This window comes from Cupriavidus cauae, assembly GCF_026210475.1.
GTDB lineage: Bacteria > Pseudomonadota > Gammaproteobacteria > Burkholderiales > Burkholderiaceae > Cupriavidus > Cupriavidus cauae.
Genome location: NZ_CP080293.1, coordinates 2,554,375 through 2,567,985, shown reverse-complemented (window position 1 = coordinate 2,567,985; position 13,611 = coordinate 2,554,375). Strand labels below are relative to the sequence as shown.

Sequence of the window (13,611 nt, the reverse complement as noted above, 5' to 3'; positions counted from 1 at the left end):
TAGGTAAGTGAGAGATCAGCGCTTGGGCCGGGTGCTGAAATGACGATGCAACGCGCTCAGAACCGGTATGCCTTCGGCGAGCAATTGGTCGTCGTCCCGAGCGGTCTGCCGCAGCCCTGACAGCATCGCTTCGAGACCGGCGGCCTCCGCGGGCGGGTCCCCGCCGACATCCAGGGCATGGACGATCGCGGCGATGCGGGCAAGGGCGCGGTCTTCCTCCAGCCCAAAGCTGGCCAACAACACCTCGAAACTGACGCGCTGGCCCACGTGCGTGAAAGCGGCACCGTCGAAATCGAATCCAAGCGCGTCATCGGGACACGCCTGCGGATCAGCAAGCCAGAGGAATGTCGCGTGCGGATCAATGAAGCGCTGAATCAGCCAGGCGCAGGCGATGCGGTCAATCCAAATATGTCGCCGTGTTGCCCAGCGGCGTCCCTGGTACTGGGCGGGATCCCTGGGAACGATGCCCATGTCCGCCGCGTGCGGCTCACCTGGCGAGAGAACCCGACCGGCCCCGCGCTGAAATGCGTCCCAGCTCGCGGACACTCGGTTGGACGCGTCGTTGGGAAAAAAGTCGACGGCACGAATGGCGTTGATGGCGCGTTGGTAACGGTCAAGCAAGCGCCGGACTTCGGCGGCATTGCTTTGCGCAAGAGCGGCGCCGCTTTGATCGATGTCCGCCTGCAACTGGGCGTAGTCCGGCGAGCGGTCGAACAACAGTGCAAAGGCGCGCTCCTGCTCCCCATCGGCGCTGACAGCCAAGAGCCAAGCCTCTCCCTGGTGACGACGCACATCCGTGGCCAACAGGTTCAGCCGCTCGGCGCGTTCGGGGGACGCAGGAAGCAAGTAGGCGCCATCGCGCAGCGTGGCGCAGCCAAGCGCATTCACGGCGCGCCATAACCGCATGCGAGCGGTGGTGCTGCCAGCGGGCAGCGTAACGAGAAGGAGGAGCCAGGGAGCAGCGAGGTATGTCATCGCTGCAAGCGTAGGCCTTCGTAGCGTGTTCTACAACTGTGTAGAGATCATTACAGGCGTTACCAATGCCGCATTGCGATGGCCGAGTTCGATAGACGTTCCCCGGTGGGCGTCATCAATGTTCTACAAGACGGTCAAGGTTTGTAGAGCCTAGCGGGGCTCCGAGCCATTCTCGCCAAAATACGAACGGCACAGTATGCTTATCATAATAGCCATTTCGGTGCGCTAAACTGGCGCCCATGAAATCGCGCCTGACCCTACCGAACTCCGCATCTGCCGCCAGCACGGGTATGGATACGGCCTCCGCCGATGCTTCCACGGCATTCCCCGATGCCGCCTCCCTGGCCGCGCTGCGTGCCTGGCATGCCGGCCTCAGCTCCCGGCAAGCCGTGGCGCAATACCTGGGAGAGGAGAGGGCGCGCGGCCAATCCTCGCGCGCCGTGCTGGGCCGCATTCGCCGCCGGCTCGCCTCGCTGGCACGCGAGCGCGGCCGCGACGATCTGGCCGCGTTGTTCGAGATACCGGCGTCGGCGCGGGTGGCGCAGGGCAGGGCGGCCGACCGTGCTATTGAGGTCTTGCGCACGCTGCCCACGCCACAGCCAGCGATCACCGACGACATCAGTCGCTGGCTGCCGGCTCGCGCCGTCGCTGCCTTGCGCGCCCACGGCATCGAGACGCTGGCGGCGCTGACGGTGCGCGTGCCCAGGCGTCGACGCTGGTGGGCAACCATCCCCGGGCTGGGCGCTACCGGTGCCAGACAGATCGAGGCGTTCTTCGCCGCGCATCCTGAGCTGACCGAGCGGGCCCGCGCGCTGATCGTGCAGGAGCGGCGCAGCAGCGTCGTGCCGTGGGAGCAACTACGCTTGCCCCATCAGGTCGACGGCTCCGAAGGGCGCTTTCGCGCCCCGCGCGCGACGTGCACCTTGACCGCGGACAACGACTACGAGGCGGTGCAGGCCTGGCTGGCACTGCACGAGTCGCCGGCCACTCATCGCACCTACCGCAAGGAAGCGGAACGGCTGATGCTGTGGGCCATCGTCGAGCGTCAGCGGCCGCTGTCGTCGTTGACCACCGAAGACGCCGTGGCCTACCGCACCTTCCTGCGGCGGCCCATGCCGCGAGAGCGGTGGGTCGGGCCGCCACGCCCGCGCTCGTCGCCGGACTGGCGGCCGTTCACCGGTGCGCTGGCCGCACGCTCGGTCGCCCATGCGCTGTCGATCCTTGGGGCGATGTTCCGCTGGCTGGTCGAGCAACGCTACGTGCTGGCCAATCCCTTCGCCGGCATCAAGGTGCGCGGCGGCGGCCGCACCGCGGCGCTGGACAATTCGCGCGCCTTTACCGACGGTGAATGGAAGTTAGTGCGGACCATTGCTGACGGGCTCGAATGGTCCCACGGCTGGGAGGCCGCCGCGGCGCAGCGCCTGCGCTTCGTGCTGGATTTTGCCTATGCGACCGGGCTACGCCCCAGCGAGCTGGTAGGAGCCACGCTCGGGGATGTCTGGACCGACGCGCAAGGCGACGAATGGCTCAAGCTGACCGGCAAGGGCGGCCGCAGCGGCAACGTGGCAATGCCCCCGTTGGCGCGACGGGCGGTGGAGCGCTACCTGACGGAACGCGGACTGCCCATCAGTCGGCGTTTGTGGCGCCCCGAGGTTCGCCTGGTCGGTGATCTGGGCGGCGAGCCCGAGATCGGCATCTCGAGCACGCGGCTATGGCATGTGGTGAAGCGGTTCTTCAAGCTGGCTGCGGATGTCATTGGTGCGGACCATCCCGCGGCCGCGGACAAGCTGCGCCGCGCCAGTCCACACTGGATGCGCCATACGCACGCCACACACGCGCTAGGAAGCGGCGCGGAACTGACCATCGTTCGAGACAACCTGCGGCATGCGTCCGTGTCGACGACGTCGGTCTATCTGCATAGCGATGAAGTCAAACGGGCCCGGCAGATCGGAGAGGCATTTGGGGCCAAATGACACCCGCAAGGGCGTCCACAGCGGGCTGTACGGACGAACAAGGCGTCATCGGAACTGCCAGCATCCGAAAGGTGAGCGCCTAGGGGGCGGGTAACAAATTTATGCAAAAACGGGTAACAAACTTCTGCAAATTAACGGGCCGCGCCGCGCCTTCGTTGCAGCCCCACCATCACGATTTAACATAACAAACATTATCGGCGGCACAGATGTTAGGCATGAATAGAAATGTCACCTTCTGGATAAATAGAAATGTCCGTCCTGGGAGTCGCCCCGACGTTGCAGTCGCCGGCGGGCCGAGGTCCGAGCCGCTCTGGTTCGACTGGGAAAGGATTCTGGCGAGCCAATCCTCGCGCAAGACGCTTGGCCGGTCGAAACGGCAGCATGGCCGATTGGACTGCTTTCCATCTCAAAGCGAATGGCTGGAATTTTCCATTTAGCCAAAAAAGACGCCGAGATACCTTTGGCGTACGAATTGAGGAATGCAAGTCATCGGCCTTTGCTGGAATGGAAATATTCTCGGGCGCCGCATTTATCGGCATGCAGCGGTTGGAAGTCGCGATAAATTGATATATCCGCCGTTTGTCACGCTGCCCGCCGGGAATGAGGTCAATTCAAATCCATGGCCGGCGAGATATCTACCTCTGCAGTGGTTCGTTGTCGGTGGCGCCACCCCTGGGCCGAACGGTCCGCGCCGCCTTCAAAGCCGCGCCGACGCAATATGTAGCACACATTACCGTCGCTGCAGGTCGAGCTCATCGATCGAAACGGGGATGGCATTACTCCGGTGCATGAAACATATGTCGGTTCTCAATAAATGCTTCGTCGGGAGTGTTTTCGCATTGAGAACTTCCCAGCGCGATATTTATCGATTATTCCGCAGAGCGGAATATATAAGGCCGCCAGTGCCGGCTTCCACTAAAACATCAGGAGACAATCATGGTTTGGCAAAGCGCCCCACAAAGAGCGGGCAATCGATCCGTCGCACGGGAAGGCCGACGGGGAACTCGGACCGCCCTGCCCTTTGCTGTCGTCGGGCTGACGGCTTTGGTGCTTTCTGTTTCCGGATGTGGAGGCGACCGCGACGAACCCGCGAAACCGGCGGTGACGGTCAAGAGCCTGTCTTCGCCGGAGGGATTGGTCAGTGGCGATGACACGTTGATCGAACTGACGCAGGCCGATGGCGGCAACATTGCCGGCGCGAAGGTCAAGCTGAACGGCGTCGATGTGACGGGCAGCTTCAAGCCGAATCCGTCGAGAAAATCGATGCTTGGCCTGGTGTCAGGGCTGAAGCAAGGCGAGAACAGGATCGACGTCGTCGACGCGGCCGCCGACGCGAAGGTGCGCGGATCGTTGACGCTGACCGCCTATCCCATCCAGGGACCGATTCTGTACGCGCCCCAGGAAGGCAGCTTCCACTGCCAGACCGATACGTTCACGGTCTATCCGGGCGGCCCGACGCTCACCGCGGGGCCGAACACCGATCCCAATTGCGCCGCCCCAACCCGGGTCGATTGGGTCTATCACGATGCGACGAAGTCAGGAACCGCGGTCTGGCAGCCGTACGATCCGGCGAATCCGCCGGCCAATGTAGAGACAACCACGCTGCTCGATGGCCGAACCGTGCCGTATATCGTTCGACTGGAGACCGGCGTCATCAATCGAGGCATTTACCAGATCGCCGTGCTGGGAGATCCAAAGAAGAACCCGAATCCCAGCGCGGTGAATCCGCCCAGCGAATTCAACGGGCGGCTGGTCTACCCGTTCGGGCAGAGTTGCGGCGGCGGCTGGTATGTCCAGGGCCGATCGATGGGCCCCGTGGGCGGCTCGAACAATTCCGCGAACGGCGCGGCCGGCGATTTCAATGCCTTGAATGATCTTCCGCTCAGCAAGGGGTTCGCGGTAGCCAATTCCACGCTGAATTATTTCGGCCAGAACTGCAATCACATCATCTCCGCCGAAACCATGATGATGGTCAAGGAGCGGTTCATCGAAGCGAACGGGCCGGTGCTTTACACGATGGGTTGGGGTTCCTCCGGATCGGCCATGCAGCAGAGCATGATTGCCGATACCTATCCGGGACTGCTGGATGGCATCGTCATGCTGGCGGGCTTTCCGGATAACGGCGGCCCGCAAAGCATGGAAGGCCGTCTGTTCTACAACTTCCAGCTCAACCATACGAAGGGCGGGACGACGCAGAACGGGACCTACTCGCCTGTCCCCAACAGTCCTTACGATCCGACTTACGACAATGCCACCGCCGCCAGGCGCGCCGCGGACCCGACGCTGTTGAACTGGACCAACGCGGAGATTGCCGCTGCCTCGGGTTATGGCACCTATCACAGCGTTCGCCAGCAAGCCAGCTTCTGGGCCGCGCGAACGGATTCGGTTCTGCGGCCGGCGAACCAGGGCGATCGGGACAACGTGATGGGAGGCGCCGGAAACAGCTCCGTGTTCAATGCGGTCATCGGCAATGCCGAGAAGTACAGCCCGGCCAACGTGGTGACCAGCGCGCCCATGGGCGTCCTGCCGGCGCCGCCGGTCAGCCTGCTGCCCGCCAATCCGACCGGTCTTCGTCCCAACGTGAACGACCACAACAAGAACATTCTTGGCGTGGATCCGTCGACGGGATTCGCTCGTTCGTTCACCGGAAATGTCGGCATTCAGTACGGTCTCAACGGGCTGAACACCGGTTTGATTTCCATGGCGCAATTCATCGACCTCAATCGCAAAATTGGCGGCCAGGATATTGACGGCAATCTCCGCACGGATCGCATGCGCGCGGACTCCGAGGCGCTGAAGCGGGCCTATCAGACGGGCATGATCATGTATGGCGGGGCCGGCCTTCGTAGTACCGCCATCCTGAACCTCGATGGCTTGAACAACGAGTTCACGGGCGCCGGGGATATGCATCTGAAGTTCTTCCACTTCATTGTCCGCGCCCGTATCGCGGCGGCAACGGGCCAGTTCGCGAATCATGTCATGTGGACTGGAACGGCCAATGTGGGCAGCTTCGTGCACGATCCGAATGCCCACCATACGATGCCCGTTCAGGCTCCGCGCCCCGCTCACACCGGGCGATCGTTGCCGGCCATGCAAAAGGCGTTCTTTGGCATGGACCGATGGCTGACCGCGGTGGTCAGCGACCGCACCGCCGATTCGCGCGCGGCAAAAGTCGTGAAGAACAAACCGGCGGACATCGTCGATGGCTGTTTCGGTGCCACCACGGCTGGCGCGGCCGACGACTTTATCGCGGAGCCGCAGCGATTCGGCGGGTTCAGCACCGTGTTCCGCAAGGGCAATGGCAGCAATTCGCCGGCCGACGTCGTCGAGGTCAGCGAAACGCCGTCGCGATGCAATTCGATGTTCCCTGCCTCGTCGTATCCCCGCTTCGAGGCGGGCGAGCCGCTCCATGCCCGGACGATGCAATGCCAGCTCAAGCCCGTGACGGTCAGCGACTACGCGGGCTACGCGGAACGCAATCCGTCGTGGACCGGTTCGCAGCAAGAGGCCGATCTCGCGGCGTTACGCGCGGTGTTCCCGGGTGGGGTCTGCGACTACAGCAAGCCCGGTGAGCAGGAGCAGCCGCTGGCGGGCACATGGATCCGGATTACGCCGGACAACGGGATGGTGATCGGACATCCGCTCGCACCGTAATGTCGCGAGGCGCGGCGGTGCTCGACGGGCACCGCCGCGTTCGCGATGTTGTTGGCAAAGACGCTGCCTCGGCAGGCAGTCGGCCTCGAAAGCAGTCGAACCTGAGCCCGCATTCGCTCCCGCTGCATTCCGCATGGGCAAATTGCGCGTAGGCAAATTGGGCAGGCAATTGCCCAGCTCGATAGGCCGCCCGGACATTTCGTGCACAATCCCGCTTCGACATCCGAACTACATGTCACAAGTCGATGAGGAGATTTGCGAAATGATCAGCGCAACCAAAGCCCTTGCCGTCGTGGCCGCAGCCGCCCTGCCCTGCTTCGCGCTGGCCCAGCCGGCCAGTTCGACGCTGAACCGCGTCCAGCAAAGCGGCACGCTGCGGGTCTGCACGCCGGGCGATTACAAGCCTTTCAGCTTCGAAAAGGCGCCGGGCGTATTCGAGGGACTGGACGTCGACCTGATGCAGACGCTCGCTGCCGCGCTGCAGGCCAAGCCGCAATACGTCAAGACGAGCTGGTCGAACCTGATGCCGGATTTCGTGGCCGGCAAATGCGACATCGCCGTCGGCGGTATTTCCGTGACGCTGGAACGCCAGCGGCAGGCTTATTTCAGTGCGCCCTACATGATCAACGGCAAGACGCCGCTGACCCGCTGCGAGAATGTCGCCAGGTACCAGACCATCGAGGCGATCAATCAGCCCGCGGTGCGCGTGATTGCCAATCCCGGCGGCAGCAACGAGCGTTTTGCACGAACCCATCTCGGCCGCGCGCAATTGCGGATCCATACGGACAACGTGACCATCTTCGACGAGGTCATCAAGAAGAATGCCGACGTCTTCGTCACGGAAGCCGCCGAAGCCATCGTGCAAAGCAAGGCCCATCCGGAACTATGCGCCGTCAATCCGCAGAAGCCGCTGCAGTATGCGGAGATGGCCTATCTGCTGCCGCAGGGCGATGACGTGTTCAAGCACTTCGTGGACCAGTGGCTGCATCTGAGCACCGCTACTGGTGACTTCGGGCGCGTGCGGGCCAGGTGGCTGCAGGAATAGGCGGTGCCATTGAATCGGTAATACGGGTACCAGGCCATATCCGCGAACAATATTGCTTTGCCATCCGCAATCCGATTCGCAATCCCACGCAATCCGATCTCCAATCCGATTCGCAATCCGGTACCCATCCCATTTTTCATTGCCATTTCCATGGCAATTAATTCTGTATTCAATCGCCCGATACACCGGCAGCGCATAAAGCAGGCACACTCCTCGTCTTGATGCCGAGGCCGCCCCGGCAAGCCGTGGTTGCGGCCCTTATCCGCGCAACCGGCCATACATGGAAGACGAGACAGGAGGCCGCCAGCCCGATGCGCTGCCGCCCCTGCTGCTCAGTGCTTTCTGTTCCGCGACGACGGCTGGCGTGCGAGAGCTCGCAGCCTTGCCCGCCAACATCCTGGCGTTCGGCTATCTGGGCGAACGCCTGCCCGACGGGTCCATGCGCTTGTTCCGCCTGGACACGATCGCGCTCGGCGCCAACGACGCCTCGTCGGCGGGCGGGCCGCCGCTATGGCTCGGCGCGGCGCTGTTCAAGGAGTCGTCGGCGGCGGCAGCCGGCGCGCCGCTCGGCGATAGCCTGTTCCTACTGCATGGCGCCCTTCCCGCTTATCGGGGCCAGGCGCGCGGGACACCGGTCTACCTGCTGCCCTTGCGGCAGGACTGGGCGGCAAGGGCGCTCGGGTATGCCGTGTCGGCGCTCCCGCTCGGTGCGCAGCTTCCGCTGTCCGTGCCGCTGGCAACGTATCTGCGCGCGCAGATGCTGCTGCTTGCCCGCCTGGCTCCGGGGCTGTCACGGGAAGAGTCCATCGCCATGGTGCTGGCGACAGTGGAGCTGGCCGCCACCCTGCTGCGGACCTGGGCCGATGCGGCAGCGGCGCCCCCGCCAAGCGGCCTCCGTACGCAGGACCCCGCGGCACCCTCCCCCGCGGCGGCACGGATATACCGTGCCGCCCTCGCCCATATCGCGACCCACCTGTCCGATCCGCAACTGACCGGTCAGCGCCTGGCCCGTGCCGTCGGCTGTTCGCGCCCGACGCTGTATCGGGCGTTCGCCATGCACGGCACGACCGTGGCGGCACGGCTGCTGGACGCGCGCATGGCGCATGCACGGGCGTTGCTCGAGGCCGCCGGCGACACCGCGAAGCTCGCAGGCATCGCCTTCGATTGCGGCTACGCCGATGTCTCCGCATTCATCCGCGCCTTTCGCCGGGCCCACGGCGTCACGCCCCGGCAATGGCGGCAGCGCGCGCACTCCCTCCCTTCGAGGGGAGTGAGACAGCCTGCCGACCGGTAGAGACAGACTGCCTGCTGCTGGCTTGCGCGCGCCGCCTACGCTGGGTCGCGTCGACGGCGTTTGCGTCGACGTTCTTCTCAAACCGAAGGAGCATGCAATGAGCGACCAGCAACAGGCACAACAGAACTTTCTGGCGGCGATCGAGGCGCAGATGCGCACCATGCTCGGCAGCCAGCTCAATGGCGAGCTGCGCGCGCTGATCTATCCGCCGGGATTCAACTTCCAGACCACGGTCGGTCCGAACGCGTATTTCAACCCGCTGACGCTGAAGGTGCTGGACTTTCCGACGATCGATGGCGGCAATGGCGCGAAGACGCTCGACAGCACCGACAGCTATTCCGGGCTGTATATGCGCCTGCTCAAGAGCGCCTCCTACCAGTTGTCCTCCGCCGACAATACGCGCGTGCAGAAGGCGCTGGACGACGCGGCGGCCCAGCAGCAGGCGTTGATTTCCGCGTGGGAGGACGCCTACGGCCCGATCCGGCTGGACGGCACCGGCTTCGCCAACAAGGCGCTGTATATCAATGACGTCGTGCGCAAGGAATACGGCAACGATCCTTCCAGGCTGGACGGCAGTGTGCGGATCGTCTATCTGACCTGGGCGCTGGCGGCCGCGCCGGCGCTGACGGTCAAGCAGGCGCAGTTCGACGCGCTGCAACGGCTCAGTGCCGCCGCGGCGAACGTGCTGAACCCCAGCGCCAGCAACGGTGGCCTGCAAGTCGAAGACGGCAGCTACGTCGCCGCCTTCGACAATATTCCGACCCCGACGGAGCTGCTCGGACGGCTGCGGAATGCGGGCAATACGGTCACCGTCAAGGCCAGCGTGGCCTGCAGCGAAAGCGGCACCACCTCGATGTCCGCCGGCGGCGGCGCGGGCGTGACCATCCCGCTGGACTTCCTGTCGATCTCCGTGGGCGGCTCGGCGCAGTACAACCTCGACAAGATGATGTCGCGCAATCAGTCGATGTCGATCGAGATGGCATTCACCGGCGTCACGCCGATCTCGCCGTCGCCGCGGGTTCTGTCGGCCAACGGGCAGAGCGGCTGGTACGACAAGGTCATCGTCGATGAACTGGCGCGCAACAAGGCCGGCGAGGACTTCACCGGCTTCTATCTGAGTTCGGACGAATGGAAGGGACGCGCCGTGTTTGGTCCGCAAGGGCGCTTCACGCGTGCGCGTACGCTCGTGCTGAGCCAGCGTCCGACCGTGACGCTGCGCTTCCACAAGGCCGACGCCTCGTCGGTGAAGTCGATGTTCCAGGAGAACGTCGGCGTCAAGCTGAACCTGTTCGGGCTGATTCCGCTCGGCCATGCCGAGCAGTCATACAAGACCACCAGCGCGCGCAGCGACGATGCCAGCGGCGACGTGGTCGTGACCTTCGGGCCGGACAGCTTCGACGGCGGTACCGTCAACGCGCGCGACCGCACCTGCTACATCGTCGGCGCGGTGCTGGAAGAGATCGACGGCAAGTAAGCCCGCACAGCCCACGGCGCTGCCGTGGGCTTTCATCCATGCCCTGCTCTACCTCGCCTCGCTCCGTCGCGTCGCGTCGCGGGCAGCGAGGCTTCCCCCATCCGGTGACACCATGGCCAATATCGCTCCCTTCTTCAATGCCGTGGCGCGGCAGCTGACCGCGTCCGTACCCGCGCCGCATGCAGGCCAGTACCAGATCGTCGACGCGCCGCAGCGCGCCGCCGCGATCGGCTGGCAGGCGGTTTCCGTCCATCCGCTGCAGGTGCTCGAGACCGAGTACCAGCGTCTGGTGCGCGAGCAGCGCGCACAGGCGCAGGGCGTCAATGCGCGGCGCGAGGCCGAAGCCGCCGCGCTGGCGCGCTTCTTCGTGCTCGATAGCCAGCCTCCCGAACCGCTGGACCTTCCCGATTCGCCGCTGCGGACGCAGCTGCGCAATGCGCCGATGGCCGATCAGCGCCTGCAGGCAATGCGCGAGCAGCTCGAGCGCTGCGAGCGACTGGCGTCCGCCAATCCCGCGTTGCCGCTCGCGCCGGCATTGGCCGATGCCGTCAACGCCTTCCTGCAGCAGGCCCTCGGCCTGTGCGCGCTTGCCGTGCCGGTGCGCACCGCGGATCTGGTCGCCGATCCGATCTGGGCCGCGCTGGAGTACCTGCATTTCACCGATCAGGCCAGCCAGCCGGACGCCATCGGCGCATGGCGGGCGGCCAATGCCGCCAAGGACCCCGCCGCGCTGGTCGACGACCTGCATCAGAAGGTCATGCGCCCGCTGTCGTCGGCGGCATTGAGCGTGGCTTCGGTACGGGCGCTGTACAACATCCGTGATTTCTACCTGTACCGGCTGATGCACCGTTTCGAGGGCTATGCCGCGCAGGGACGCATGGACCTGGACACCAAGGCGGTGATCAGCGGCGACGCGACCAAATATCTGCACAGCTCGTTCGACTGGCTGACGCCGTGGCACGCGGCCCGTGTGCGCGAACTGGCCGATGCCATCGCGAACCTGAACCAGCAGCTGCGCCAGCAATGGCATCGCAACCAGGACTGCCTGCGGTTCTTTCTCAAGGGGGGCCGCGCGCTGTTTACCGCGTTGGGGGCGCCCGCCGAGGGCGGCAACGACTGGGATACCGGTGTGCTGATCGATCCGACGCTGCCGGCGGCCGACTGGTATGCCGCCTTTGGCGCGGTCAACGATCTGGTGCTGGCCAAGCTCGACGTGTTCCGCTTCCAGTTCAACGCGCTGATGTACGCCCATGCCAACGCGCTGAACGCCTGGCGGCCTCCGCAGCCGCAAGCGCTGCTCGCCGCCGCGCATGAGGCGTTGCCGGAGGCATCGCCCTACAGCGAAGCCGCGCTGCATGCGGAGGACCTGGCCGAACGCCTCCGCGCAGCCCCGCGCACCACCGGCGGCAAGCCCGCCACCGGCATCGTCCTCGCCAATCTGGGCGACCCCTCCGGGCCGGTCGGCATCAATGGCGAGTTGATCGATATCGGCATCGCCACGCGCAGTTCGGTGGAGCTGCGCGAGCACTGGCACGAGGTGCGGATCGGCGATCGGCCCGGCGTATCGCAGGTACAGCTGCCGGTGCCGGACCTGGGATATTTCGTCGACGACTTCAGCACCATCGTGCGCGAGGCGCTGGCGACGGGGCAGCCGCCGCAGGACACCAAGCTGGCCAAGCGGCTGGAGCGCCTGGACCGGGCCCTCGGCAGCGGCGACGCCGATCTGCGCAATGCCGTCGCCGCACGCCGGCAGGCCCTTGCGACCAATCTGCCGGCGTGCGCGGCGGCGCTGGGCAACGCCGACGATCCGGTGGCGCGCATGCGCGTCTGGGCGCTGGCGAGCCTGCTGACTGCCTTGCAGGCGTCGACGCCGGCGGTGCAGCAAGGCTGGTGCCAGGCGCTCGACGCATGGCTTGCGCCCCGTCTGCGCGCCGGCACCTGGGTGAACCTTGCCGCGGTGGACTTTATCTGGAATGCCATCCGCGACGACCGCGCGCTGCGCGATGCCGAACGTGCGGCGCGTTGCCGCGAGATCCTGGCCGTGCTGGGAGCGGCGGCGCAACTCGCCGACACGGCCATGCGGAGCCTGGCGGAGCGCGAGCAGGCCTTGACAGCTGGTCAGCTGGGCGCCCGACGCCTGGATCAGGCGCTGCAAGCGCTAGGCATCATGCAGAACGCGCTCAATGATGCGCGGCATGCGGGCACCGTGCTGCTGACGGGCGCCGTGGCGGTACGCAGCCAGGCCGAGCACGCCGGCCTCGCGGCGCAGGATTGGGCGGCCGCGTGGCCCGTCGATGTGGTCGAGGCCGAAGTCCATCTGAACGCGCCGCTGGCCCAGCCGGTCGCCGATACCGTGGCGCGCATGCTGATCCGGTCGGCGTCGGCGAACCCATGGCGCTGCTCGCAACAGCCCGACGGCACCGTGCTGGTCCAGCGAGCCAACCGCGACTGGGAGGTCGGCGGAACCCTGCCGGATGCCGATCCGGTCGTGATGGCGCTGCGGCTGGTGGTGCCGGTCGATGCCGACGCGGTGCGCAGCGCGGACGTCATCAACGGGCAATCGGTACAGGCACCGCGGCCGTTGACGCTGGCCTATCGCGATCGCGGCGGCCATGCCGCCGACTTCCGCGTGCGGCAGACGCTGCGGGCGACGGCGGACCTGGTTGGGGAGGACATCCTCGGCCGGCCGTTGTAATCGGGTACCGGCGAGTGCTGACGGGCTCCTCGTGGGCGGTCAGCGCTCGCCGCAGGCGTCGGCGGGCCTTTTTGCCACTACGCGCGGCGCTTGCCTTTGGTGCTGTTCAATGCCGCCGCCGCACGCACCAGTTCCTTCAACGCCTTCTCGTCGATTTGCGCGCCTTCCGCGAAATCGATGGCCCGTCTCGTATTGCCTTCAAGACTCGAATTGAACAACCCTGCCGGATCCGGCAATGAAGCGCCCTTTGCGAACGTCATCTTGACGACGCTCTTGTAGGTCTCGCCGGTGCAAATGATGCCGTTGTGCGACCACACCGGAACGCCGCGCCATTTCCATTCCTCGATGACGTTCGGGTCGGCTTCCTTGATCAGGGCGCGGAGTCTGGCGAGCATTTCGCCTCGCCAGTCGCCCAGTTCCTCGATGCGGGCGTCGATCAATGCGGAGGCGGATTGGTCTTGCGGCAATTCGTTGTTCTTCATATCGATGTCTCCCGGCGCA

Annotated in this window: 9 protein-coding genes; 7 read left to right on the top strand and 2 right to left on the bottom strand. The window is 65.2% G+C overall.

Going from position 1 to position 13,611, the window contains the following annotated elements:
- Nucleotides 1–15 precede the first annotated feature (15 nt).
- On the bottom strand, nucleotides 16–975 hold the full coding sequence (locus KZ686_RS11480) for a chromate resistance protein ChrB domain-containing protein (RefSeq protein WP_053821819.1): 960 nt from the start codon (nucleotides 973–975) through the stop codon (nucleotides 16–18).
- Between the two features lie 239 nt (nucleotides 976–1,214).
- Between KZ686_RS11480 and KZ686_RS11475 the strand changes: the two genes are divergently transcribed.
- The 7 genes from KZ686_RS11475 to KZ686_RS11445 all read left to right on the top strand — a co-directional run bounded on the left by KZ686_RS11475 (nucleotide 1,215) and on the right by KZ686_RS11445 (nucleotide 13,110).
- The gene (locus KZ686_RS11475; RefSeq protein WP_081311600.1) at nucleotides 1,215–2,948 is read left to right on the top strand and encodes a phage integrase family protein; all 1,734 of its coding nucleotides are present in this window, start codon (nucleotides 1,215–1,217) and stop codon (nucleotides 2,946–2,948) included.
- 381 nt (nucleotides 2,949–3,329) lie between these two features.
- Complete coding sequence (locus KZ686_RS11470; protein WP_265632429.1) at nucleotides 3,330–3,515, top strand: hypothetical protein; 186 nt, start codon at nucleotides 3,330–3,332, stop codon at nucleotides 3,513–3,515.
- Nucleotides 3,516–3,884: 369 nt separating this feature from the next.
- Nucleotides 3,885–6,602: a DUF6351 family protein gene (locus KZ686_RS11465; protein WP_265632428.1), complete on the top strand. Its 2,718-nt coding sequence runs from the start codon at nucleotides 3,885–3,887 to the stop codon at nucleotides 6,600–6,602.
- Nucleotides 6,603–6,864: 262 nt separating this feature from the next.
- Entirely contained in the window at nucleotides 6,865–7,647 is a 783-nt protein-coding gene (locus KZ686_RS11460) for a transporter substrate-binding domain-containing protein (protein ID WP_265633471.1), read from the top strand.
- A 280-nt stretch (nucleotides 7,648–7,927) separates the two neighbouring features.
- Entirely contained in the window at nucleotides 7,928–8,941 is a 1,014-nt protein-coding gene (locus KZ686_RS11455) for an AraC family transcriptional regulator (RefSeq protein WP_265632427.1), read from the top strand.
- Nucleotides 8,942–9,038: 97 nt separating this feature from the next.
- Nucleotides 9,039–10,415 carry a hypothetical protein gene (locus tag KZ686_RS11450; RefSeq protein WP_265632425.1) on the top strand — a complete coding sequence of 459 codons (1,377 nt, stop codon included), beginning with the start codon at nucleotides 9,039–9,041 and terminating at the stop codon, nucleotides 10,413–10,415.
- A gap of 112 nt (nucleotides 10,416–10,527) precedes the next feature.
- Complete coding sequence (locus KZ686_RS11445) at nucleotides 10,528–13,110, top strand: hypothetical protein (protein WP_265632423.1); 2,583 nt, start codon at nucleotides 10,528–10,530, stop codon at nucleotides 13,108–13,110.
- Nucleotides 13,111–13,187: 77 nt separating this feature from the next.
- On the opposite strand, the gene KZ686_RS11440 is transcribed toward KZ686_RS11445, so the two are convergent.
- Nucleotides 13,188–13,592, bottom strand: a complete 405-nt coding sequence (locus tag KZ686_RS11440; RefSeq protein ID WP_149318718.1) for a DUF1801 domain-containing protein — start codon at nucleotides 13,590–13,592, stop codon at nucleotides 13,188–13,190.
- Nucleotides 13,593–13,611 lie beyond the last annotated feature (19 nt).